Raw genomic sequence first — 21,237 nt, 5'->3', positions numbered from 1 at the left:
CGGTACGGGATGAGAGTGAAGGCGAGGTAAACAGTAGAATTACGGGAAACCGGGCATGGAATCTGCGCTGATTTGTTTCAAACGCAAGCACGCTGTCGGCGAGGCAGGCCGTTCGAGAGCGCGCCTCGCTTGGAAACCAATCAGACCAAAGTTTGAGCCCTAGACCCGCGCACGCACCGGGCGCAGCAGGAAGGCTGGCAGATGTGAATGGTCGGCGGGCTCGTGATCGGCCTCGCGCTGCGGTCGTCGCGGCTCGCTGCGACCAATCGAGGGGACGTGTTGCGCTGCCGCTTGCGGCTGGGCGCCGTTGCGGCCGCCCTGACGCGGCTCGCGTTCATGGCGGGGTTCGCGCTCGCGGCGCGGCTTGCGACCACTGCGGGCGCCGTCGCGTGAACCATCGCGGCTGCGCGACCGGCGCGGCGCTTCAGCCTCGTCGGACGCCTCGCTGTGAACGGTATAGTCACCCTCGGCGCGCGGGATTTGCTGGCCGATCAGCTTTTCGATCGCGGCGATCGACTTGCTGTCGAGCGGGGTGACGATGGAGATTGCGGTGCCGGTCCGTCCGGCGCGACCGGTGCGGCCGATGCGGTGGACATAGTCATCGGGATGATGCGGCACGTCGAAGTTGAAGACGTGGCTGACGGCCGGAATATCGAGGCCGCGGGCGGCGACATCGGAAGCCACGAGCAGAGGCAGTTCGCCCTTGCGGAATTGATCGAGCGCGGCCATTCGAGCGGTCTGGTCCATGTCGCCGTGCAGGGCACCGACGCTGAAGCCGTGCTTCTGAAGCGACTTGTGAAGAATGGCGACCTCGCGCTTGCGATTGCAGAAGATAATCGCGTTGTTGAGATCCTTGGCCTCGCGCAGCAGACGGCGGAGGATTTCGCGTTTCTCGTGGGGCTCACGGCCCGCGGGCACCTGCGACTGGCTCACTGTCACCGCTGTCGTCGCGGGCCTGGAAACTTCCACTTTGGCCGGATTGTGCAGGAAGGCCTCGGTGACGCGGCTGATCTCCGGCGGCATGGTCGCGGTGAAGAACAGGGTCTGCCGCGTGAAGGGGACGAGCTTGCAGATGCGTTCGATGTCGGGGATGAAGCCCATGTCGAGCATCCGGTCGGCCTCGTCGATCACCAGCAGCTCGACGCCGGTGAGCAGCAGGCCGCCGCGTTCCGTGTGGTCGAGCAGGCGGCCGGGCGTTGCGATCAGGACGTCGACGCCGCGCATCAACTTGGAGTCCTGGTCGCCGAACGAGACGCCGCCGATCAGGAGCGCCACGTTGAGCTTTTGGCCGGCGCCATATTTGTCGAAATTCTCCTTCACCTGGGCGGCGAGCTCGCGGGTCGGCTCGAGGATCAGGGTGCGCGGCATTCGCGCCCGGGCGCGGCCCTTTTCGAGAATCGTGAGCATCGGGAGAACGAAGGCGGCGGTCTTGCCGGTGCCGGTCTGGGCGATGCCGAGGACGTCGCGGCGGGCGAGAACGTGGGGGATCGCCTGTTCCTGGATGGGGGTGGGGGTGGTGTAACCTGCGGCCGCAACTGCGGTTTGGACCTTGTTGGACAGGCCTAGATTGGAAAAGGACATTGAGCCTCTGGTCGATACCGCCGTTCGGAATCGAAGGTAAAAGGCTGTCGCGTTCGGCCCCGAAACGGCTCGCTTCTCAAAAAAGCTCGGGGGCTCTGTGTGACGCTGACGGGCGGCAAACCTGACGAATCGCGCTTCGATCCGAGGGCCGCGTTAAGCTGGAACATAGGGTCCAAACCGGCAAAGTCAATCTTGGAACCTGCCCCATGGCCGAAAAAGCTTAATGTTTTCGCACAAATAAGCGTCCTATCCGTCATTTTCCGGTCAAATGACTGGCGGAGTCGCAAGGGCGGGGCTGCAGCGGCACCTGGCGCGTGGCGGCTCCTGAACTCGCCGGGGCGTTCCGCAGGATCGCGGCGCTCATCGATCGACGGGCAAGGCCGTGTTGGGCTCGGCGCGCGGGATCGCCCGATAAATCGCCCGGCGACATGCCCTCGACCGCGTTGAAGGCCCGATAGAACGTCGCAAGGCTCTCGAAGCCGCTGGCAAAGGCAATCTCTGCGATCGGCCGCCCGGGCGTCTCTCGCAGCAGACGGCGGCTCCGATCGATCCGCAGCGTAGCGACGGTCTGGGAGAAGCTCATCGCGGTCGCTTCGAACAGGACGTGCATGTGCCGCACCGAAATGCCGAGCATGTCGGCAATCAGCGTCGGCGACAGCGCTGCCCGCGACAGATTCTGCTCGATCAGGCGGCGGGCCAGCGACAGGCGGCCGGTTCGAAGCGCCTGTTGCGCGAGCCGGCTGCCCGGGCGCAGGACGCCGCGCTCCATCAGCGCGAAATGGGCCAGCGCCTCCACCAGTGCTGTGGAGTTGGCGGGAGGTGCGGCATCGCTGCTTTCGACGAGGTCTCGGAAGCAGGATTCCAGCAGCGGCAGGAGCGTCGTCCGCGGCTGCACCGGTTGGGGGACGAGCGTCTCGAGGCCGGTGCGCGGCCGGCGAATATCCGCAACCGGGACCTTGAGGATACGCAGATGGAATCCGTCCTCGCCGAGCGGCGCGGTGCGGGCTCGCGCCGATGACGCAACTGCCCGAGGGCGTGTTCTCGGTGTTTTCGGCGGGACCGCGGCAAACCGCGCTCGATCGACTCTCGAATGACGACACCAATCCCAACTCGGTGTTCACCCGGACCTTTGCCAGCGAGCTGCTGCAGCCCGGCGAAAACCTGGTGCAGGTCGCGCAGCGCGCGCGGCGTCTGGTGAGCGAGATGGCCGAGACGGTGAGGCACAAGCAGATCCCGGTGTATTTCGATCAGATGGTCGACGACGTCTTCCTCAACGGAGCGCCGAAGGGGGCGGGTGATGCGGTCAAGCAAGCAACGCCGCCGCAGCAGGTGGCGGCGCTGCCGCCGGTGTCGGTGCCGAGAGTGCCGAAGGAGGAGACCGTCAATGCGCCGATCGCGAGCTTCTCGCGGCACAATGGCGGCTGGACCGTGGTGTTCTCGATCGCCGACGCGGCGCTCGGCATTTCGTGGCGGATAGGCGAAAGCGGCGATTTCCGCGAGACCGGCTTCATGGATACGCTCGACCCGCGCACCCGCAAGCGGATGCCCAACCCGATCGAACTGCCGCCCGATGCGCCGGCCGGCACCATCGAGCTCCGCTATGTCGATACGCAGGGCGAGATGCAGGGGCCGTTCCCGATCAAGTTCGATCCCGAAGCCGCGCTGATCCGGGACCAGCGCAAGATCCTCGACATGACCGCGACGAGTTGGATGTCGTTCCGCGAGTTCAACGGCCTGCTGGTCTACTACACGCACCTGATGTCGTATCGTTGCGCGATCCGTGAGGTGCGCATCGGCATCGATACCGCGGTGCTCGACAAGGTGCTGAAGATGCCGGCCTGCGATTCGCGCGATCCCGGGGCCATTCCCTCCAACGCGCAGCCCTATCTGAAGCTCGCACCGCAGACCAAGTTGGTGTCGGTCGAGCTGACCTATCGCGACGGCAGCGTGTCGGAGATCAAGACGTTCCGGCGGTAGCTTTGCATCCTTTCCGTCCGATTGGCGTTACAATCCGGATCTAGGGTCTGTGAGCAATGAGGATGGCGGCATGGATGCAGGCAATCGGGAGCAGCCGAAAGCGCGCTCGATGAAAGTGCGCTGTTGCGTGGTCGGGGGCGGCCCCGCCGGCATGATGCTCGGCTACCTGCTCGGACGCGCCGGGATCGAGGTCGTGGTGCTGGAGAAGCACGCCGACTTCTTCCGCGACTTCCGCGGCGACACCGTGCATCCCTCGACCTTGCAGGTGATGGACGAACTCGGGCTGATCGACGGCTTCCTGAAACTTCCGCACCAGCAATTGCAGAAGCTCGAGGGCATGTTCGGCGGCACGCCGGTGCGTATTGCCGACCTCAGTCGCGTCAACATCAAATATCCCTTCATCGCGTTCATGCCGCAGTGGGACTTCCTGAATTTCCTGCGCGACAGCGGCAAGCGCTTCGCGTCGCTGAATGTGTTGATGAGCACGGAGGCGACCGATCTGATCCGGCGCGGCGACACCGTCGCGGGCGTTCGCGCAAAGACGCCGGACGGGACGATCGACATCGAGGCGGATCTCACGATCGCCTGTGATGGTCGCCATTCCACGGTGCGCGCGTGTGCCGGACTCGCGGTCGAGGAGATCGGCGCGCCGATGGACGTGCTGTGGTTTCGCGTCGGGCGGCGGCCGGACGAAACGGAGAATCTGTTCGCGCGCGTCGAGCCCGGCAGGATGCTGGTGACGTTCGATCGTGGCGGCTATTGGCAATGCGCCTATGTGATCGCCAAGGGACAGTATGACGCCGTGAAGGCGAGGGGCTTGCCGGCGCTGCTCGACGATGTCGTACGGATCGCACCGGTCCTTAAATCAGGCATCGCCGAGGTGAAGAGTTTCGACGACGTCAAGCTGCTCACGGTGGCGATCAACCGACTGAGCCGCTGGGCCCGTCCCGGCCTGCTGTGCATCGGCGATGCCGCGCACGCGATGTCGCCGGTCGGCGGCGTCGGCGTCAACCTCGCGGTGCAGGACGCGGTCGCGACCGCCAATATCCTGGCGGCGAAGCTCGCGCGCGGCTGTCCGTCGGAGGACGAACTCGATGCCGTCAGGCGGCGGCGCGAATTTCCCGTGCGCGTGACGCAGCGCATGCAGGTGATCGCGCAAAGCAACATCATCACCGTGGCGCTGAAATCGGGCGGTCAGCCGCTGGAAGTACCGCTCGCCGTGCGGGTGGTCACGGCGGTGCCATGGCTGCAGGGGCTGCTCGCGCGCCTTGTCGGCGTGGGCGTGCGGCCCGAGCACGTGCATTCGCCGGCGCAGAGCTGAGGACTGGCCATGCGTTCGCGAAAGCCCCGACGTTGGCCGGGGCTTTCATGTCCGCGGCTTAGGCCATGATCGAATAGCCGCCGTCGACGGGGATGGCGGTGCCGGTGACGAAGTCTGACGCTGGTGAGGCCAGAAACACGGCGATGCCTGCGAAGTCATCGATCGCGCCCCAGCGTGCCGCCGGGGTCCGCGCCAGCACGCGGTCGTGAAGGCCGGCGACTTGCTGGCGCGCGCCCCGCGTCAGGTCGGTGTCGATCCAGCCGGGGAGGATGGCATTGACTTGGATGTTGTCCGGCGCCCAGGCCGTGGCGCAGGCGCGGGTAAACTGCACGATGCCGCCTTTGCTCGCGGCATAGGCCGGGGCGAAGCTCGCGCCGAAGATCGACATCATCGAGCCGATATTGATGACCTTGCCGCGGCCGGATGCCTTCAGCGCCGGATAGGCCGCCTTCGAGCACACGAAGGCGCTGGTGAGGTTGGTGTCGATGACCTTGCTCCACTCATCGAGCTCCAGCTCGTGCGGCGGCTTGCGGATGCTCATGCCGGCGTTGTTGATGAGAATGTCGATCCGGCCGAGCTCCTTGACGACACGCTCGACCATTGCAGCGACCGCCGACTTGTCGGTGACGTCGGTTGCCACCGCGATCGCCTTGACGCCGCGTTGGCTGAAATCCTCGACGGCCGCTCGCGACTTCTCCTCGTTGCGGCCGACGACGGCAATCGCAGCACCCGCGTCGGCGAGGCCGCGCGCCATGCCGAGCCCGATGCCGCCATTGCCGCCGGTGACGACAGCGACCTTGCCGGAGAGATCGAACAGTTCTTTCTTCATTGTTGTTGTCCGCCTTGTTTTGGAACCGATGCGCAGAGTGCCCGATCATCGCGGGCTCGACCAGATCGGGATCCGACCGACGGCCCTGCGCGAGGGACGATGTTCCTGCGAAGTTCCATCGTCTCCGGCGCGCTGCGGGGCGCGCGCGACAACAAAAAAGCCCCGGACAATGCCGGGGCTTTTGAGCTGCGATTGCGCAGGATCAGTACTTGATCAGTACTTGGCGACCACCGGGCCGCTCCAGTTGAAGCGGTAGACCAGCGACGTGCTGATGGTCTGCACGAAGGGCTTGAAGGTGATGTCGCGGCCGTTTGACAGGTTGGTGCCATCGGCCAGCTCGGAGATGGCCTTGCTGTCGTAGTAGGCAGCGCGATATTCGGTCTTCATGAACCAGCCCGGCGCGGTGATGCCGAAGAAGTTCAGGTTGTTCTCGACGCCGCCGCCGACGAACCAGCCGCTGCGATCGAAGCCGTTGGTGTGCAGACCGGCGGGCAGAGCGCTAGCCGTGTCGAACAGCGTCGTGCCCTTCCAGTGCGAGTTGGAATAGCCGGCGTTCACGTACGACAGGACGTTCGGCGCAATCAGGTAGCCGAGGCGGACGCCGGCAGCCCAGTTGTAGTCGTTCTTGATGTTGCCGGCGAGGAACCCGACCTGATCCTGAATGGTGCCCTTGAGGCTGCCGAACTGGCCGTCAGCGAACACACCGAAGACCCAGCTCGGGCTGACCTGCCAGTCGTAACCGGCGCCAACCGTGCCGAACCAGCCGTCGCCGCCCTGCCGCTGATTGAAGCCCAGGATGCTCGCACCCGTGGTGGTCGACTGGATGCCGGTGTCAGCGTCCCAGAGACCGCCGCCGCCGCCGCCGAAAATGTAGAAGCCGGTCCAGCTCGGCGCCACCGGGAGCGGGGCAGGAGCCTTGGTGTAGGGGCGGGCGGCAAGGTCAGCCGCCGACGCCGATGCCGTCATCGCAGCAACCGCGGTCAGAGCGAGCAGAAACTTCTTCATTATTAGATCCTCGGCTTTTGCGTTCGGTCGGGTCGCTGGGGACTGGCGCTGGCGCCGATTCCCGTAACTCATGGCACTATACGTGGTCGCGCCAGAAATGCTGTTGCGGGTGGGACACAACCCGCCGAAAACGGAACAGGCTCTTGGCCCAAAGCGGCCTCCGCCGCCCTTAAAAGGCAAATGGCCGCTCCCCATGGGAAGCGGCCAAAAAAGACATCCGAAATCAATAGGTTGAGGTTTAGACGTCGAGCATGTCGTCGCTCGCGAATTCGGCCTTGTCGGAGATGAAGGCAAAGCGAGCTTCCGCTTTCGTGCCCATCAGCCGCTCGACCGAGTCCGCGGTGCCCTCGCGATCGTCGGCCAGCAGCACCACCCGCAGCAGCGTGCGCTTGGCCGGATCCATGGTGGTTTCCTTGAGCTGCGTGGGCATCATCTCGCCGAGGCCTTTGAAGCGGCTGATGTCGACCTTCGCATTGGCGTTGAATTGGCTCTTCAGCAACGCATCTTTGTGGGCGTCATCGCGGGCGTAGACCGATTTGGTGCCGTGGGTCAGTTTGTAGAGTGGTGGCACGGCGAGATAGAGGTGCCCCTCATCGATCAGCCGCGGCATCTGCCGGTAGAAGAAGGTGATCAGCAGCGAAGCGATATGCGCGCCGTCGACGTCGGCGTCGGTCATGATAATGATGCGCTGATAGCGCAGATCCTCTTCGCGGTAATGCGCGAGCGTGCCGCAGCCGATCGCCTGCACGAGGTCGGAGAGCTGGGCGTTGGCCATCAACTTGTCCTTGCCGGCGGAGGCGACGTTGAGAATCTTTCCGCGCAGCGGCAGCACGGCCTGGGTCTTGCGATCGCGCGCCTGCTTGGCGCTGCCGCCTGCCGAGTCGCCTTCCACGATAAAGAGCTCTGAGCCTTCGGTCCCGGCGTCGGTGCAATCGGCGAGCTTGCCGGGGAGGCGGAGCTTCTTGCCCGCGGTCTTGCGCGCGGTCTCCTTCTCCTGGCGGCGGCGCAGCCGCTCCTCGGCGCGATCAATCACGAAATCCAGCAGCCTGTTGGCCTGGTTCGGATTGGCCGACAGCCAGTGGTCGAACGGATCCTTCATCGCCTGTTCGACGATGCGCTGTGCTTCGGCGGTGGCGAGGCGATCCTTGGTCTGGCCCTGGAATTCAGGCTCGCGCACGAACACCGAGAGCATGACGGCTGCGCCCACCATCACGTCTTCCGAGGTGACGGAGGCCGCGCGCTTGCCTTGGCCGACGCGCTCAGCGTGGTCCTTCAGACCACGCAGCAGCGCGCTGCGCAGACCGCTTTCGTGGGTGCCGCCATCGGGGGTCGGCACGGTGTTGGTGTAGGACGACAGGAAGCCGTCGGCGTCCGCGGTCCAGGCCACCGCCCATTCACAGGCGCCGTGCGCGCCGCTGCGGCCGGACTTGCCAGAGAAGATATCCTGATGCACCAGCGTGTCGGCGTGGATCGCCGCGGCGAGATAGTCCTTCAGGCCGCCGGGGAAATGGAAGCTCGCCTCGGCCGGGACGTCCTCGATGCCCCTCAACAGCTCCTGGTCGCAGTGCCAGCGAATTTCGACGCCGCCGAACAGGTAGGCCTTCGAGCGCGTCATCTTGAACAGGCGCTGCGGCTTGAAGGTCGCCTTGGCGCCGAAGATGTCGGTGTCCGGCTTGAAGCGGATGCGGGTGCCGCGGCGGTTGTTGACCTTGCCGAGGTCTTCGAGCTTGCCCTTGGGATGGCCGCGCTCGAAGGTCATGCGATAGAGCTTCTGGCTGCGCGCGACCTCGACCTCGAGCCGTGAGGAGAGGGCATTGACGACGGAGACGCCGACGCCGTGCAGGCCGCCCGAAGTCTCATAGACCTTGGAGTCGAACTTGCCGCCCGAATGCAGCGTGCACATGATGACTTCGAGCGCCGACTTCTTCGGGAATTTCGGGTGCGGGTCGACCGGAATGCCGCGGCCGTTGTCGGTCACCGTCAGAAAGCCATCAGCGGTCAGCTCCACCTCGATGAAGGTGGCGTGGCCCGCCAAGGCCTCGTCCATCGAGTTGTCGATCACCTCGGCGAACAGGTGATGCAGCGCCTTCTCGTCGGTGCCGCCGATATACATGCCAGGCCGCCGACGGACCGGCTCCAGACCCTCCAGCACCTCGATGTCAGCCGCCGTGTAGCCGGCTTCAGCCCCCCCAGAGGACCGGGCGGCGACCTTCAACGGCGCGCGCCCCTTCGGTTCAGGGGCTTCGAACAAGTCGTCGGCTGATTTGCTTTTAGCGTTTTGTTTTAGAGACTTAGCCATGGATCTTCATATGGCGCGCGAGTATTGGCGCGGCGAATCGGTTGCTCTGACTATGCCACGGATGGGCTGCCTATGGGGACGGCCAAGCCGGATCGGAGCCGGACCTGGCCATCCCCTAGATAGGAATCCGCGATTACGCCCGCGAGGTCCGGAATACAATGACCGCGAACAGGGCCATGGCGAGCGTGACCAGCAGCGACCCCACAACGGGCGCCGCCAGGAACGCGTGTCCTCTCAGGACCACCAGCGCAATGCCGGCCGGGAAGAGGATCGCACCCACGATATGCAGCCAGCCCTGGAGCTTCGCCAGCAGGGTCGCGCCAGCCGCTGGAAAGACACGATAGTAGAGGCCGAACAAGAACAGGAGCACGCCGCCGACGAGATTGAGATGCGCATGCGCCGGCGCCAACGTGAAGTCCTGCTGGATGCCCATGGCGATGCCCGCGAGCATTCCGAACGAGAGAACAACAACGCTCACGCACATCATCAGTGATCCGATCATCCCGTCCATCCTTGGTTCTTGTAGGGAAATGCGAGCCTGCCCGGGCGGCAGCAGCCCGTGTGAAATCACGTTCGATCCCCGCCATTGTGACTTGATGTCACGCAACGGGCTGGCTTACCTCTTCTTAGGCTGGGAGCCGGTAGAAAGGTTCATTCAAGGCCACAACGGAGCAGGAAGGCACTCGATCAGATGGAGGATTTTGCGCGCGCCCTGGCCGAGTTCGTGCGCCATCACCAGGCCTGGGCCGCTCCGATCGTCCTGCTGCTGGCGTTCGCCGAGTCGCTTGCCTTCATCTCGCTGCTTGTCCCTGCCTGGGGGGCGCTCGTTGCGATCGGCGCGTTGATCGGCGCCAGCGGAATCCATTTCTGGCCGGTATGGATCGCCGGCGGCGTCGGCGCTGCGCTCGGGGATTGGGTCTCCTACTGGTTCGGCTACCGCTACAAGGAGCACGTCGCGAAGATGTGGCCGCTGTCGCGCTATCCGGAGATCCTGCCGCGCGGCGAGGCGTTCGTCAGCAGGTGGGGCGTGCCCAGCATCTTCATCGGGCGCTTCTTCGGTCCGCTGCGGGCCTCGGTGCCGCTCGCCGCCGGCATTTTCGAGATGTCGTACTGGCCGTTTCAGATCGCCAATTTCGTTTCTGCGCTGGTCTGGTCCGCGGCACTGCTGCTGTTCGGCGACGTGATCGCGCAGGCCATCGAATGGATATGGCGGGCCGTGTGAGGCCTGCGGAATATGACGGCGAGACAGGGGTTAGCGCGGAAAGCACCGGCCCGCCGCACAAGCGGGGAGGAACTGCCGGCCGCGGGTCACGGTCTTACTGGAGGTACCACATGGAACTGACACGACGTCACGCTCTCGCCGGCGCCGCTGGGATTGCAGCCGCGCCGCTGTTGCCCGAGGTCTCGGCCATCGCTGCGGCGCCGATCGCCGACAGGCAGGCGCCGAGCTTCTATCGCTACAAGGTTGGGGACATCCTTGTCACGGTGGTGTCGGACGGCAAGAACGTCTTCAAGCTGGAGGATTCGTTCATTCCCAACGCCAAGCGGGATGATGTGAACGCGGCGCTGGACAGGGCGTACATGCCACGCGACATGATGACGATCTATTTCGCGCCACTGGTGATCAACACCGGCGGCAAGCTTGTCGTGATCGACACCGGAAACGGCGCGCTGGCGAAGGCCGGCAGCAAGGGGACCAACGGCCTGTTCGCCGACAATTTCGTCGCGGCCGGCTTCGACCCCAAGAATGTCGACATGGTCGTGATCTCGCACTTCCACGGCGACCACGTGAATGGCCTGCTGACGGCCGAAGGCACGCCGGTGTTCCCGAACGCCGAGGTGCTGGTGCCCGCGGCCGAATGGAAATTCTGGATGGACGACGGCGAGATGAGCCGCGCGCCGGCCGGCCGCATGCAGGGCCTGTTCAAGAACAACCGCAACATCTTCGAGGCCGGTCTCAAGAGGGAGGTCACGCCGTATGAATGGGGCAAGGAGATCGCGCCGGGCCTGACCTCGGTCGAGACAATCGGGCACACGCCGGGCCACACCTCCTATGTCCTGGCGTCCGGCTCGGGCAAGGTCTTCATCCAATCTGACGTGACCAACAACCCGAATCCGTTCGCGACCCATCCCGGCTGGCACGCCTTTTTCGACCAGGATGGCGACCTGGCCGAGAAGACCCGGCGCCGCATCTACGACATGGTCGTGGCGGAGCGGCTCCAGGTGCAGGGCTTTCATTATCCGTTCCCGGGCCTCGGCCATGTCGAGAAGGACGGCAACGGCTACCGGGTGATCCCGGCGCCGTGGAATCCCGTGATCTGACCGGTTTTCCTTGACGCGATATGGGCGCGGCCCTATAGCGCCGCCCATGATCAACGCCGCGACCATCATCATCGCTCGCCGCCGCCGTATCTCCGCGGTACAGGCGATCGTTCGCGTTTAAGATCATCGCCTCTGCCGCTGGATCCCTCCCGCGGCGCTCTCCTCGAAAAAGACACGCGGTTCGATCTGGCGGCTCCTACGTCACGCAGGAGTTACGACCATGTATACGCCACCGGTATTCAAGCCCGACCGCGCCGCAAGCCTCGCCTTCGCGGGAGCGCGCGGTTTCGGCATCGCCTGCGCGTGGGACGGCGCAAAGCCGATCGCCTCCGCGCTGCCGTTCTATCTGACCTACGCGGATGATGGCACGCCGCGGGCGCTGTTTCATGTCGGCCGTCACAATCCGTTGGTAAAGCTGGCAGCCAGCACGTCCTGGCTGCTGGCCATCAACGGCGCTGACGCCTATGTATCGGCCGACTGGTACGTGTCTCCGGACCAGGTGCCGACCTGGCTCTATCAGACCGTCCATCTGACCGGACCGGTGCGGGCATTGTCGGGTCACGAACTCGCCGTTCACATCGATACGTTGAGCGCCAAGTTCGAGAACCGGCTGTTGCCCAAGAAGCCGTGGACGTCGGGCAAGATGACAGCCGCGCGGCTGGATGCCATGAAGAAGGTGATCGTGGGTCTTGAGATGACGGTGGAAGAGGTGGAGGGCAGCTTCAAGCTGAACCAGCACAAATCCGAGACCGACTTTGCAGCGGTCGCGGGCGCGCTTGCTGTGCAAGTGGACGCCGACGCGAAGGAGATCGCGCAGCTGATGCGGCAGGCGCGGCCTGATGTCTTTGCAAACGAAACGAACGAGCTCGAAAGGAGCGTGCCATGAGCCTCACCGACACCGATAAGCCGACCGTCAGCGGGGCGACCAAGCCCACTGTGTTCGTCGATGGCGCGTCCGGCACGACCGGCCTCGGCATTCAGGAACGGCTGCGCGAGCAGGGCGACGTGGCCGTGAAGAATATCGCCGAGGACAAGCGCAAGGATCCTGCGGCGAAGCGCGCGCTGATGGAGGAGGTGGATCTCGTGATCCTGTGCCTCCCGGACGATGCCGCGAAGGAGACCGTCGCGTTGATCGACACGATGGGGAACGCTGCTCCGAAGGTGCTCGACGCCTCGACGGCCTATCGGGTCGCGCCCGACTGGGCTTACGGCTTCCCGGAACTGGCGCCCGACCAGGCCGACAAGATCCGGACCGCGCAGAAGGTCTCGAACCCGGGCTGCTATCCGACCGGCGCGATCGCGCTGCTGCGGCCGGTGGTCGATGCCGGCCTGCTGCCACAGGATTATCCGGTCACGGTCAACGCCGTGAGTGGCTATTCGGGCGGCGGCAAGTCGATGATCGCGAGCTACGAGGACGGCACCGCGCCGGCATTCGAACTCTACGGGCTTGGCTTCGAGCACAAGCACGTGCCGGAGATGCAGCTCTACTCGCGGCTGACGCGGCGGCCGATCTTCATCCCGTCGGTCGGCAACTACCGGCAGGGCATGCTGGTCTCGGTGCCGTTGCAGCTCGACGTGTTGCCGGGCAAGCCGACCGGCGCCGACTTGCAGGCTGCGCTGGCGAAGCGCTACGCGGGAAGCCGCTACGTCTCTGTGATGCCGCTGCAGAATGAAGCCGCGAAGAGCGGCCGGCTCGAGCCGGAGGCGCTGAACGAGACCAACAAGCTCGAGCTCTACGTCTTCGCCAGCGACAAGCACCGCCAGGCCGTGATGGTCGCGCGGCTAGATAATCTGGGCAAGGGTGCCTCGGGCGCAGCCGTGCAGAACATGCGGCTCATGCTGGGGCTGGCCGACAGCTGACGGCAGGCCTCATCGTGGACGAGGACCCAAACCGACAACAATGCCGGTTAGAAATCCGCCAGTCCAAGAACATGCTCGCCCGCAAATTCGCTTGCGGGCGAAAATCCGCCAAATTTAGACTGCACTCAACTTTGCGTGAGCAAAATTGACTCTGCTCACTCCCGCCGAATTGCAGGAACCCCTCTTCATGAACATTCTGAAAACCGCTGCCATTGGCATCGTGGCTCTTAGCACCTGTCTGGCCGGCTGTGCACAAACAGCGCAGCAACAGCGCACCGCCACAGGTGCGGCCTTGGGCGCCGCCAGCGGCGCGCTGATCGGCCAGGCTATTGGTAGAAACGCCGGAAGCACCCTTATCGGCGCTGGTGCCGGCGCGCTGCTTGGGGCGGCCGTGGCCGACTCGACGAATCCGCCGAATCCGGGTGGGCCGCAAATGTGCAGGTACCGCGATCCCTATGGCAGAATTTATGTCGCCGAGTGCGACGAGCGCTACTACAGCGGGCGATACTGACACGACGAGGGCCGTACCCACTTGGGCAGCCTCGGCAGAGGACGCCTGGGCGGCGCTGCGGTTCTTACGGCCTTTGCCAGCGCAACAGCCGTTTTTCCGCCGCGCAAGTAGAGCGCTTGCGAAAAAGCCGACCGGGTCGAGCATGATGATGGCGGCGAAGAGTTCCTGCGCGAGAAACGAGCGCAGGCCGCCATCAGCAGCGTCTGGCCGAGGCCGGCTTCATCGGGTTTGCCGCCCGGCCATCAGCTCGGTGACATCCAGGCGACCGCCAATCACCGCATCATCACCAAGCGGACGGCGGCGATGATCGCGACATCGTGGGCTTGCGCCTCCAGCGCCCCGCCGCGCTCAATTCATCCAAGTCGCTGTGTAAGTGAGGGGGAGGCCGAACAGGCGCATCGATCTGATCCGATAATTGGTGACGCCCGCCGTCTGCAGCACGGATTCCAGCTCGTTGCGTGACAACAGATTCATGTAATCGCCCGCCGCCCAGCCCTTGCCGACGAATTCGCAGCAGCGATCGAACTGCTGCTTGGACAACATGAGATGCAGCAACAAGAGCTTCGATGATGCACCGGAGACCATGCTGCACATCGTCGTGCGCAAGCATGCGGGCTAGCTGCTGCCGGTGCGGCATGTGCCGCGACCGGCGCGATGATGCCGCTCAGACGATCCTGAAGATCGCGAGCGCGAGCACGGCCTGGGCGAGGAAGCCGACCGTAAATGCCAGCGTGCGGAACACGGGCAGGCCAAGCGTGTAGACGATCAGGTGCGCGACGCGAGCCCAGAAATACACAGCGCAGGCGAGCACGGTCCATTTGGACGAATAATCGGCCGCGTTGAGGATCAGCACCAACGGCGCGAAGATCACGAGGTTCTCGACCGCGTTATCGTGAGCGAACATGAGCCGGGTCGCCCATTCCGCATGCGGCTTGTCGGTGCGCGAGGGATTGGCCATCGCGCCGGAGAGGCCACGGACCTGGCAGCGGTTGATGATGTAGGGAATCCAGAGCAGTCCGGTCAGGATCACCGTCAGCGCCAGCCAGAACAGTTCACGAGTCATCATCTCCCCCTCAACTGAGTTCGATTCCCGAGCGCCGGGACAATCTGCTTATAGCTGAGAGGCAGGCCCGGCGCTACGCGCGGACGCGGACGTAACTCCCCGGAGCGTCCTCGAGCGGCGGCATCTCCGGCGAGCCCACCGCGCGTGCCGGCACCTTCTCGGAATCGAGATTCTCCAGCCATTCGCGCCAGTCGGGCCACCACGAGCCCTTGTGCTCCTGGGCGTTCTTCAGCCAGTCGGAGAGTTTGACGTCCTTGATCTTGTCGTTGGTCCAGTATTGGTACTTCTTCGCTGTCGGCGGATTGACCACGCCGGCGATATGGCCCGAGCCGGAAAGGACATACTTCACCGGGCCGCCGAAGAACTGCGAGCCGTACAGCACCGATTCCGCCGGCGCGATGTGATCCTCACGCGTGGCGAGGTTGTAGACTGGAACCTTCACCTTCGACAGATCGAGCAGCGTGTTGTCGAGCACCATCGTGCCGGTCGACAGCCGGTTCTCGAGGTAGCAGTTGCGCAGGTAGTAGGAGTGGTTCGACGCCGGCATCCGGGTCGCGTCGGAATTCCAGTGCAGCAAGTCGAACGAGGAGGGCGGCTGTCCCTTGAGATAGTTGTTCACGACATAGGACCAGATCAGGTCGTTCGAGCGCAGCATGTTGAAGGCCATCGCCATCTTGCTGCCTTCGAGCACGCCGGATTCCTGCATGTCGCGTTCCAGCGCCGAGATCTGGTCCTCGTCGACAAACACGAGCAGGTCGCCGGCATGGGTGAAATCGACCTGCGCCGCAAAGAACGTTGCCGAAGTCACGCGCTGGCGGCGCTTCTCGGCGAGATAGGCGAGTGTGGAGGCCAGCAGGGTGCCGCCGACGCAATACCCGGCGGTGTGAACCTTCATCTCGCCGGTGACTTTTTCGATCACGTCCATCGCCGTGAGCGGGCCTTCAGTCATGTAGTCGGCCCAGGTCTTCTTGCCGAGCTCCTTGTCCGGATTGACCCAGGAGATCACGAACACCGTGATGCCCTGATCGACGCACCATTTGATGTAGGATTTTTCCGGGCGCAGATCGAGGATGTAGAACTTGTTGATCCAGGGCGGAACGATCAGCAGCGGCGTGCGCAGCACGTTCTCCGTTGTCGGCGAATACTGGATCAGCTGCATCAGCTCGTTCTGGTAGATCACCTTGCCCGGCGTCGTCGCCATATTGACGCCGACCTCGAGATTGGTCGGATCGGACTGGCGAATTCGGAGCGTGCCGTGGCCGGTTTCGATATCTTCCGCCAGCATCTTCATGCCGCGCGCAAGGTTGTCGCCGTTGGATTCGACGGTGGCGCGCAGCACTTCAGGATTGGTCAGGACGAAATTCGACGGCGCGAGCGCATTGGTGATCTGCTGGACGTAGAACTCGGCCTTCTGGCGGGTATGCGGATCGATTCCCTCGGCGTTGCGGACCAGCTCCCGCGCCCATTTCGACGTCAGCAGATAAAGCTGAAGGATGAAGTCGAAGAATTGGTTCGACTTCCATTCGGGATCCTGGAAGCGCTTGTCGCGAGGGGACGGCTCGATCGCCGGCTTGGCGTCTGCCTCGCCGGCCATGCGGCGCGCCGCTGCGCCCCAGAGATCGAGGTAGTCCTTCCCGAGCTTGATCTGCAGGTCGGAGGCGCGCTCCTTGTCGGACAGCCAGTATTCGGCGATCACGCTGAAGGTCTTGATGACCTCGCCGAGTTCATTGGGGGTCTTGTCGCGGACTTCGCCGGTCTGGCGCGGCTTGAGATAGGCGGCAAGTGCCTGACCGCTGCTTTCCATCGCCCGCGCGATATTCATGGCGAAGGCTTCGGCGTTGAATTTGGGGGCGGCTTGGGTTTCGGTACTGACGTTGCTCATCTCAAGGACATTATCGCTTCGTTTCGTGGGCGTCATCGCGCGGTGCGGTAACGGCAATCAGGCAAAATCCAATGTTTCGCGCTGTTGCGCTGCGACAAAAAATCTTTCTTCTGACATATTGAAGCCTCACAGGTCGCCTTTGCTGTTCACGCCTTAATCGTTTCGGGCGACAATGGTTTGAACGGCTGAAGCCAAAATTAACGCAGCGGGGATGCTGCAAGGCTCGTACCAGTGCGACCCGTGTCGGCGAACGTGCGACCTGCGCGCCAGCTTGTTGGGGACTTTTCGGCGCATGCCGATCGATCGGATGATGAGGGGGCTCAGGGCCGCAGTGCTGCTCGCGTCGATGGCGGCGCTGGGGGGCTGTTCGAGCACGGTTGCGGATCTGCCCGGGATCGGGGTGCCGGCCGACGCGCCGGCGCGGCCAAAGGACGCCAGCGGCTACCTTCCTGTCCATGATCTCCCGCCGGATCGCAACGAGGAGACAATGAAGCCGGCCGACCAGGCCAAGCTTGAGGCGGAGCTAAAGGCTGCGCGGGACCGCCAGGCGACCGCTGCGGCCCAGAATGCCGCCGCTGCGAGCGACGTGGCTGCGGCGAACATCGCGGCCGGGAAGTAGTGCGTGAAGGGGCCGATCTGCGCTGGCGCGGCTGGGTGTCCGTGCTAAAAGAGCTTCAATTCAACCGCATATCCGGCCGCTTGTCCCAGCCCATGCGCCTGAATTCGCCATAAGTTATTGATTCTGTGCGATTTCTGGATGAAGCCGAGTCCGGCTTCGAGAGCTGGCCAAAGGTCGTCGATTCTGGTGTGCCGGTTGTCGGAGCAAGGGTCCCATGGAAGAATTTTATCGCATTCGCCGTCTGCCGCCTTACGTCTTTGAAAAGGTCAACCAGGCCAAGGCGGCCGCGCGCAATGCCGGGGCCGATATCATCGACATGGGTATGGGGAACCCGGACCTGCCGACCCCGCCGCATGTGATCGAAAAGCTCAAGGAAACCCTCGGCAAGCCGCGGACCGACCGCTATTCGGCCTCGCGCGGCATCAACGGCCTGCGCAAGGCCCAGGCTGCCTATTACGCGCGCCGCTTCGGCGTGAAGCTCAATCCGGATACGCAGGTGGTCGCGACCCTCGGCTCGAAGGAGGGCTTCGCCAACGTGGCACAGGCGATCACGGCGCCGGGGGACGTCGTGCTGTGTCCCAATCCGAGCTACCCGATCCATGCCTTCGGCTTCCTGATGGCAGGGGGCGTGATCCGCTCGGTACCTTCGGAGCCGACCCCGCAATTCTTCGAAGCCGTCGAGCGGGCGATCGTCCATTCGATCCCGAAGCCGATCGCGCTGATCGTTTGCTATCCGTCGAATCCGACCGCCTATGTCGCTGATCTCGACTTCTACAAGGACCTTGTCGCCTTCGCGAAGAAGCACGACATCTTCATCCTGTCCGATCTCGCCTACGCAGAGGTCTATTTCGACGAGAACAAGCCGCCCCCGTCGGTGCTGCAGGTGCCGGGCGCAATCGACGTCACCGTCGAATTCACCTCGATGTCGAAGACGTTCTCGATGGCCGGCTGGCGCATGGGCTTTGCGGTCGGCAACGAGCGCATCATCGCCGCGCTCGCGCGCGTGAAGTCATATCTGGACTATGGCGCCTTCACGCCGATCCAGGTGGCAGCGACTGCCGCGCTCAACGGGCCCGATGACTGCATTCGCGAGATGCGCGATACCTATCGCAAGCGCCGCGACGCGCTGGTTGAGTCATTTGGTCGCGCCGGCTGGGACATTCCGCCGCCGCAAGCCTCGATGTTCGCCTGGGCGCCGTTGCCGAAGGCGTTCGAGGCGGTCGGCAGCATGCAGTTCGCGACCCTGATGGTGGAGAAGTCCGGCGTCGTGGTGTCGCCCGGCGTCGCCTTCGGCGAGCATGGCGAAGGCTATGTCCGCATCGCGATGGTGGAGAACGAGCAGCGGATCCGGCAGGCCGCGCGTGGCGTGCGCCGCTTCCTTGAAAGCGGCATCGAAACGTTGCACAACGTGGTTCCTCTCGCCAATCGACGCTAATCTTCCCAGGTTCCTTACTCACATGGTCGCACCCCTCAAAGTGGGCATAGCGGGGCTCGGCACCGTCGGTGCCGACGTCGTCCGCCTGATCGAAGCGCAGGGACGCATGCTGTCCGAACGCAGCGGCCGCGGCGTGCGCGTCGTCGCCGTCACGGCGCGGTCGAAGGCCAAGAAACGCAGCCTCGACCTGCGCGGCATTGAATGGGCCAAGAGCCCGCAGGCGCTGGCCGAGGATCCCAACATCGACTGCTTTGTCGAATTGATGGGCGGCGCCGGCGATCCCGCATTCTCCGCAATCGAGACGGCCCTGAAGACCGGCAAGTCCGTGGTCACTGCCAACAAGGCACTGATCGCCAAGCACGGGCTGCGGCTGGCCGCGGCTGCCGAGAAGCACGGCGGCGCTCTCAACTTCGAAGCGGCGGTCGGTGCGGCGATCCCGGTCATCAAGACGCTGCGCGAGGGACTCGCCGGCACCGGCGTCAATCGCGTCTACGGTATCCTCAACGGCACCTGCAATTACATCCTGACGCGGATGGAGCACGAGGGGCTATCGTTCGCCGAGTGCCTGAAGGATGCCCAGCGCCTCGGCTATGCCGAAGCCAACCCGTCCTTCGACGTCGACGGCCACGACACCGCGCAGAAGTTGGCGATCCTGGCGAGCCTCGCCTTCGGAACCAAGGTCGCGCAAAGCGCCGTCTATGTCGAAGGTATCTCCTCGATCACGCCTGAAGACCTGCGCGCAGCCGAAGAACTCGGCTATCGCGTCAAGCTGCTCGGGGTTGCCGTGCGCACCGCCAAGGGCATCGAGCAGCGCGTGCATCCGACCATGGTGCCGAAATCGTCGTCGATCGCCCAGGTGATGGGCGTTACCAATGCGGTGACGATCGACGGCGAGGGGATTCCGCCGATCACGCTGGTCGGCCCCGGGGCCGGCGGCGCGGCGACGGCCTCTGCGGTGGTCGCCGACATCGCCGACGTCGCGCGTGGAATCAGGGCCAAGCCGTTCGGCCGCCCGGTGGAGCGGTTGCGCGGCACCACCAAGGCGCCGATGGAACGCCACGAGGGTGGGTATTATATTCGCCTGATGGCGCGCGATCTTGCAGGCACTGCCGCAACAATCGCCACCCGGCTCGCGGAACAGAAGATATCACTGGAATCGATCGTGCAACGGCATCCGGATGGCGTTGATCTGAATGGTGCGGCCAAAAAACCTTCACCGGTTCCTGTCATTCTGATTACCTATGCCACCAGTGAGGATGCGGTGCATCGCGCTTTGGCCGCAGTGCAGCGCGATAAGGTCATCAGCGGCCGGCCGCAGGTGATCCGGATCGAGAAAAACTAGCGCGCGACCTGAACGGGACGGGCGCAAGACGATTGATGCGGGCAGCGTGGCCCGTGAGGCTTTAAGGAGTACGCCGATGTCGACCCATATTTCCGTTCCGCCGCAGATGCTGCTTGAGCGCATCCTGACGCTCGAAATCGTGCGGGTGACGGAGCGCGCGGCGGTGTCGGCCGCGCGGCTGCGCGGCCACGGGCAGGAGAAGGCCGCGGACAAGGCCGCGGTCGACGCGATGCGCCGCGAGCTCAACAAGCTGCCGATCGAAGGCACCATCGTGATCGGCGAGGGCGAGCGCGACGAGGCGCCGATGCTGTTCATCGGCGAGAAGGTCGGGCTCAACGCCGGTCCCAAGGTCGACATCGCGGTCGACCCGCTCGAGGGCACCACGCTTTGCGCCAAGAACATGCCCGGCTCGATCGCCACGATGGCGATGGCCGATGGCGGCACGCTGCTGCACGCGCCCGACGTCTACATGCAGAAGATCGCAATCGGTCCGGGCTTCGCCAAGAACGTGATCGAGCTCGACGCGCCGCCGGCCGACAACGTGCGCCGGCTCGCCAAGGCCAAGGGTGTGGATCCCTCCGCCATCACCGTTCTGGTGCTCGACCGTCCGCGTCATGCCGAGATCATCAACAGCGTGCGCTCGACGGGCGCTGCCGTGCAGCTGATTACCGACGGCGACGTCGCCGGCGTCATTCACTGTGCCAAGCCCGATGAGACCGGCGTCGACATGTATATCGGCACCGGCGGCGCGCCCGAGGGCGTGCTGGCGGCGGTTGCGCTGCGCTGCATCGGCGGTCAGATGCAGTGCCGCCTGATCCTCGACAGCGAGGAGAAGCGCGAGCGCGCGCACAAGATGGGCGTCACCGATCCGAAGATGATCTACGGCATCGAGGACATGGCCAAGGGCGACTGCCTGTTCGCCGCAACCGGCGTCACTACCGGCTCGCTGCTGACCGGCGTGAAGTTCAAGAAGGACGTGATCGAGACCGAGACGGTCGTGATGCGCTCCGTCACCGGCACCGTACGCTACATCAAGGCCGAGCACCGGCAGTTCGACAAGTTCCACCTCGATTGATGCACTGTCGTTCCGGGGCATCCGCAGGATGAACACAGATGCGCAATTGCGCATCGGGAAACCTCGAGATTCCGGGTTCGCGCTGACGCGCGCCCCGGAATGACGAACCAAGAACG

General features: G+C 64.3%; 19 protein-coding genes and 1 pseudogene. 11 read left to right on the top strand and 9 right to left on the bottom strand.

All coding sequences use genetic code 11. The features are described 5' to 3' along the window. Nucleotides 1-159: 159 nt before the first annotated feature. Together MTX19_RS20920 and MTX19_RS20915 are read right to left on the bottom strand one after the other, a co-directional pair. Nucleotides 160-1,581 (bottom strand): DEAD/DEAH box helicase, encoded by a 1,422-nt coding sequence (locus MTX19_RS20920; RefSeq protein WP_280979100.1) that lies wholly within the window; start codon nt 1,579-1,581, stop codon nt 160-162. A 253-nt stretch (nt 1,582-1,834) separates the two neighbouring features. Continuing rightward, nucleotides 1,835-2,476: an AraC family transcriptional regulator gene (locus MTX19_RS20915; protein ID WP_280979099.1), complete on the bottom strand. Its 642-nt coding sequence runs from the start codon at nt 2,474-2,476 to the stop codon at nt 1,835-1,837. Between the two features lie 107 nt (nt 2,477-2,583). Here MTX19_RS20915 and MTX19_RS20910 point away from each other — a divergent pair. Together MTX19_RS20910 and MTX19_RS20905 are read left to right on the top strand one after the other, a co-directional pair. After that, a pseudogene (locus MTX19_RS20910) lies at nt 2,584-3,558 on the top strand (caspase family protein); the annotation flags it as partial. 70 nt (nt 3,559-3,628) lie between these two features. After that, a complete protein-coding gene (locus MTX19_RS20905) occupies nt 3,629-4,879 on the top strand; it encodes an FAD-dependent oxidoreductase (protein WP_280979098.1) in 1,251 nt (416 codons plus the stop codon). A 58-nt stretch (nt 4,880-4,937) separates the two neighbouring features. On the opposite strand, the gene MTX19_RS20900 is transcribed toward MTX19_RS20905, so the two are convergent. The 4 genes from MTX19_RS20900 to MTX19_RS20885 all read right to left on the bottom strand — a co-directional run bounded on the left by MTX19_RS20900 (nt 4,938) and on the right by MTX19_RS20885 (nt 9,514). Next, on the bottom strand, nt 4,938-5,708 hold the full coding sequence (locus MTX19_RS20900; RefSeq protein ID WP_280979097.1) for a glucose 1-dehydrogenase: 771 nt from the start codon (nt 5,706-5,708) through the stop codon (nt 4,938-4,940). Nucleotides 5,709-5,921: 213 nt separating this feature from the next. After that, nucleotides 5,922-6,713 carry a porin family protein gene (locus tag MTX19_RS20895; RefSeq protein ID WP_280971774.1) on the bottom strand — a complete coding sequence of 264 codons (792 nt, stop codon included), beginning with the start codon at nt 6,711-6,713 and terminating at the stop codon, nt 5,922-5,924. Between the two features lie 238 nt (nt 6,714-6,951). Next, nucleotides 6,952-9,012, bottom strand: coding sequence for a DNA topoisomerase IV subunit B (parE, locus tag MTX19_RS20890; protein ID WP_280979096.1), 2,061 nt, complete (start codon nt 9,010-9,012; stop codon nt 6,952-6,954). Between the two features lie 133 nt (nt 9,013-9,145). Next, nucleotides 9,146-9,514 carry a hypothetical protein gene (locus tag MTX19_RS20885; RefSeq protein ID WP_280979095.1) on the bottom strand — a complete coding sequence of 123 codons (369 nt, stop codon included), beginning with the start codon at nt 9,512-9,514 and terminating at the stop codon, nt 9,146-9,148. A gap of 189 nt (nt 9,515-9,703) precedes the next feature. Between MTX19_RS20885 and MTX19_RS20880 the strand changes: the two genes are divergently transcribed. The 5 genes from MTX19_RS20880 to MTX19_RS20860 all read left to right on the top strand — a co-directional run bounded on the left by MTX19_RS20880 (nt 9,704) and on the right by MTX19_RS20860 (nt 13,705). Further along, nucleotides 9,704-10,234 carry a DedA family protein gene (locus MTX19_RS20880; protein WP_280971771.1) on the top strand — a complete coding sequence of 177 codons (531 nt, stop codon included), beginning with the start codon at nt 9,704-9,706 and terminating at the stop codon, nt 10,232-10,234. A 110-nt stretch (nt 10,235-10,344) separates the two neighbouring features. Further along, nucleotides 10,345-11,334, top strand: coding sequence for an MBL fold metallo-hydrolase (locus MTX19_RS20875; protein WP_280979094.1), 990 nt, complete (start codon nt 10,345-10,347; stop codon nt 11,332-11,334). A gap of 220 nt (nt 11,335-11,554) precedes the next feature. After that, nucleotides 11,555-12,220 (top strand): FMN-binding negative transcriptional regulator, encoded by a 666-nt coding sequence (locus MTX19_RS20870; RefSeq protein WP_280979093.1) that lies wholly within the window; start codon nt 11,555-11,557, stop codon nt 12,218-12,220. Further along, nucleotides 12,217-13,194 carry an N-acetyl-gamma-glutamyl-phosphate reductase gene (gene argC, locus MTX19_RS20865; protein WP_280979092.1) on the top strand — a complete coding sequence of 326 codons (978 nt, stop codon included), beginning with the start codon at nt 12,217-12,219 and terminating at the stop codon, nt 13,192-13,194. Before MTX19_RS20870 ends, argC begins: the two co-directional genes overlap by 4 nt. Nucleotides 13,195-13,381: 187 nt before the next feature. Then, on the top strand, nt 13,382-13,705 hold the full coding sequence (locus MTX19_RS20860) for a YMGG-like glycine zipper-containing protein (RefSeq protein ID WP_280979091.1): 324 nt from the start codon (nt 13,382-13,384) through the stop codon (nt 13,703-13,705). Nucleotides 13,706-14,053: 348 nt separating this feature from the next. Here MTX19_RS20860 and MTX19_RS20855 read toward each other — a convergent pair whose 3' ends face one another. From MTX19_RS20855 to phaC, 3 genes are all read right to left on the bottom strand, one after another. Then, entirely contained in the window at nt 14,054-14,290 is a 237-nt protein-coding gene (locus MTX19_RS20855) for a hypothetical protein (protein WP_280985444.1), read from the bottom strand. A 79-nt stretch (nt 14,291-14,369) separates the two neighbouring features. Next, the gene (locus tag MTX19_RS20850; protein WP_280984846.1) at nt 14,370-14,768 is read right to left on the bottom strand and encodes an MAPEG family protein; all 399 of its coding nucleotides are present in this window, start codon (nt 14,766-14,768) and stop codon (nt 14,370-14,372) included. 73 nt (nt 14,769-14,841) lie between these two features. Next, nucleotides 14,842-16,650 (bottom strand): class I poly(R)-hydroxyalkanoic acid synthase, encoded by a 1,809-nt coding sequence (phaC, locus tag MTX19_RS20845; protein WP_280979089.1) that lies wholly within the window; start codon nt 16,648-16,650, stop codon nt 14,842-14,844. 292 nt (nt 16,651-16,942) lie between these two features. On the opposite strand from phaC, the gene MTX19_RS20840 reads away from it, so the two are divergent. The 4 genes from MTX19_RS20840 to glpX all read left to right on the top strand — a co-directional run bounded on the left by MTX19_RS20840 (nt 16,943) and on the right by glpX (nt 21,121). Next, nucleotides 16,943-17,269 carry a hypothetical protein gene (locus tag MTX19_RS20840; protein WP_280979088.1) on the top strand — a complete coding sequence of 109 codons (327 nt, stop codon included), beginning with the start codon at nt 16,943-16,945 and terminating at the stop codon, nt 17,267-17,269. A gap of 214 nt (nt 17,270-17,483) precedes the next feature. Next, a complete protein-coding gene (locus MTX19_RS20835) occupies nt 17,484-18,704 on the top strand; it encodes an LL-diaminopimelate aminotransferase (protein ID WP_280979087.1) in 1,221 nt (406 codons plus the stop codon). Between the two features lie 22 nt (nt 18,705-18,726). Then, nucleotides 18,727-20,046 (top strand): homoserine dehydrogenase, encoded by a 1,320-nt coding sequence (locus MTX19_RS20830; protein ID WP_280979086.1) that lies wholly within the window; start codon nt 18,727-18,729, stop codon nt 20,044-20,046. Nucleotides 20,047-20,122: 76 nt separating this feature from the next. Then, entirely contained in the window at nt 20,123-21,121 is a 999-nt protein-coding gene (gene glpX / locus MTX19_RS20825) for a class II fructose-bisphosphatase (RefSeq protein WP_280971763.1), read from the top strand. Nucleotides 21,122-21,237 lie beyond the last annotated feature (116 nt).

This window comes from Bradyrhizobium sp. ISRA464, assembly GCF_029910095.1.
Classification (GTDB): domain Bacteria; phylum Pseudomonadota; class Alphaproteobacteria; order Rhizobiales; family Xanthobacteraceae; genus Bradyrhizobium.
Note: the sequence above shows the minus strand (reverse complement) of the source record. Positions and strands in the feature narration are given on the sequence as shown.

Bases quoted from the DNA above. Each gene is read 5' to 3' on its own strand.
- glpX (WP_280971763.1), top strand. From the start codon at position 20,123: ATGTCGACCCATATTTCCGTTCCGCCGCAGATGCTGCTTGAGCGCATC.
- MTX19_RS20880 (WP_280971771.1), top strand. From the start codon at position 9,704: ATGGAGGATTTTGCGCGCGCCCTGGCCGAGTTCGTGCGCCATCACCAG.
- MTX19_RS20885 (WP_280979095.1), bottom strand. From the start codon at position 9,514: ATGATCGGATCACTGATGATGTGCGTGAGCGTTGTTGTTCTCTCGTTC.
- argC (WP_280979092.1), top strand. From the start codon at position 12,217: ATGAGCCTCACCGACACCGATAAGCCGACCGTCAGCGGGGCGACCAAG.
- MTX19_RS20875 (WP_280979094.1), top strand. From the start codon at position 10,345: ATGGAACTGACACGACGTCACGCTCTCGCCGGCGCCGCTGGGATTGCA.
- MTX19_RS20850 (WP_280984846.1), bottom strand. From the start codon at position 14,768: ATGACTCGTGAACTGTTCTGGCTGGCGCTGACGGTGATCCTGACCGGA.
- MTX19_RS20840 (WP_280979088.1), top strand. From the start codon at position 16,943: ATGCCGATCGATCGGATGATGAGGGGGCTCAGGGCCGCAGTGCTGCTC.
- MTX19_RS20860 (WP_280979091.1), top strand. From the start codon at position 13,382: ATGAACATTCTGAAAACCGCTGCCATTGGCATCGTGGCTCTTAGCACC.
- MTX19_RS20900 (WP_280979097.1), bottom strand. From the start codon at position 5,708: ATGAAGAAAGAACTGTTCGATCTCTCCGGCAAGGTCGCTGTCGTCACC.
- MTX19_RS20905 (WP_280979098.1), top strand. From the start codon at position 3,629: ATGGATGCAGGCAATCGGGAGCAGCCGAAAGCGCGCTCGATGAAAGTG.
- MTX19_RS20870 (WP_280979093.1), top strand. From the start codon at position 11,555: ATGTATACGCCACCGGTATTCAAGCCCGACCGCGCCGCAAGCCTCGCC.
- MTX19_RS20920 (WP_280979100.1), bottom strand. From the start codon at position 1,581: ATGTCCTTTTCCAATCTAGGCCTGTCCAACAAGGTCCAAACCGCAGTT.
- MTX19_RS20835 (WP_280979087.1), top strand. From the start codon at position 17,484: ATGGAAGAATTTTATCGCATTCGCCGTCTGCCGCCTTACGTCTTTGAA.
- phaC (WP_280979089.1), bottom strand. From the start codon at position 16,650: ATGAGCAACGTCAGTACCGAAACCCAAGCCGCCCCCAAATTCAACGCC.
- MTX19_RS20895 (WP_280971774.1), bottom strand. From the start codon at position 6,713: ATGAAGAAGTTTCTGCTCGCTCTGACCGCGGTTGCTGCGATGACGGCA.
- parE (WP_280979096.1), bottom strand. From the start codon at position 9,012: ATGGCTAAGTCTCTAAAACAAAACGCTAAAAGCAAATCAGCCGACGAC.
- MTX19_RS20830 (WP_280979086.1), top strand. From the start codon at position 18,727: ATGGTCGCACCCCTCAAAGTGGGCATAGCGGGGCTCGGCACCGTCGGT.
- MTX19_RS20855 (WP_280985444.1), bottom strand. From the start codon at position 14,290: ATGGTCTCCGGTGCATCATCGAAGCTCTTGTTGCTGCATCTCATGTTG.